Source organism: Campylobacter sp. BCW_4332 (genome assembly GCF_001763175.1).
Taxonomy (GTDB): Bacteria; Campylobacterota; Campylobacteria; order Campylobacterales; family Campylobacteraceae; genus Campylobacter_D; species Campylobacter_D jejuni.
The window spans coordinates 1-1,255 of the sequence record NZ_MJYF01000027.1 but is presented as its reverse complement, the minus strand read 5'-3'; the positions used below and the strand labels follow the sequence as shown (position 1 = coordinate 1,255).

Annotated in this window: 1 protein-coding gene and 1 pseudogene; both read right to left on the bottom strand. The window is 29.4% G+C overall.

Annotated elements, in window-relative coordinates:
• Positions 1 to 221: 221 nt before the first annotated feature.
• Positions 222 to 662: a hypothetical protein gene (locus AJN64_RS02445; protein ID WP_070292622.1), complete on the bottom strand. Its 441-nt coding sequence runs from the start codon at positions 660 to 662 to the stop codon at positions 222 to 224.
• A gap of 151 nt (positions 663 to 813) precedes the next feature.
• Positions 814 to 1,255, bottom strand: a pseudogene (locus AJN64_RS02440) (hypothetical protein); the annotation flags it as partial.

Sequence of the window (1,255 nt, the reverse complement as noted above, 5' to 3'; positions counted from 1 at the left end):
TTGTTTTAAAAAAGCATTAGCAAAACTTATTTTAGAATTTTCTTTACTTTCTTTATTAGCTTTTGCTTGTGAAAGTATAGAACCATAGTTTGAGCTATCATTGATGCTAAAGATACTCATATTAATTCCTTAATTTAGATTTTTTTGCCTTCAATCTAAATATATTAAAATAATATAAGCAAAATCTGTTCCGTTTTGGATAAGTGGAACGAGGAAATAGTTTAGTATTGATTTTTAAAATCTTTTAAAACATCATAAGCAGAACTTCCATTCCAAGCCCAAATATCACGAAGAGTTCCTGTGCTTTTTTCATAACTTTGTAAATAATATTCTTTTTGATTATTTACATAACGGTATTTAGCAAGAATAATTTTATTGCCACTAATATTCATAGCTTGTAAGAATTGTTCTGGTGTTTTATCACTATCTCCTGCTATATAGGCATAGCTCCTAACACCTATAACATTATCATAATTACTTGCTCTATTAAAAGTATAAACTCCACCCTTAACCTCTTTCATCTCATCAAGGTTAAGAACTTTAACACCTGCACTATTATCACTAATTGCTCCATTACTGACTTTAGCAAGAATATCTTCTGCAAAAGCAGAACTTGACAATAAAGCACCTAAAGCTACAACACTCAATAGTTTTTTAAACATTTTAGCTCCTTGTTTTCAAATGTAATATAATTCATTTTATCATAACAAATGCCCTAAATCAAATTTAATCAAAAATCTTTGAATTTCGAAATAGAACATTTTGGATTTTAATATCGCAATTAAGCGATATTAATTTCTTTTTATTTACTTCCTAAACCCTAGTTTGTCCTATAAGATTATTTAATCTATCCATTATATTATTTACAAAAGAATTTATACTTTCACTGCTTGCTTTCCAACCATTAGCTTTTGCTTGATTAAACTGATTATCAAACAAAGCTCCACCATAACCTATGCTTGCATTTTGCCAAGCAACTCCTTTTTCCATTGCATAAATACCTGCATCAAGCCAACCATCTTGTGCATAGCCTTTTAATAAACTTGCAAAATCTACCTTGCCTGTCATAATGTCATCTAAGGAAACGCTAAAAGAAGGATTTGCTTTCATTTCTAGCTCAAGTTTTGCTTCACGAACTTTTGCTTCAGGACTCAAAACAACTTGATTTGAAGATGGAATAGGTGAATAAGACTTTAAAAAACTCATAAACAAAGCTTCTTTAGAATAACTTCCATCTTCATTTTGTGGATAAACT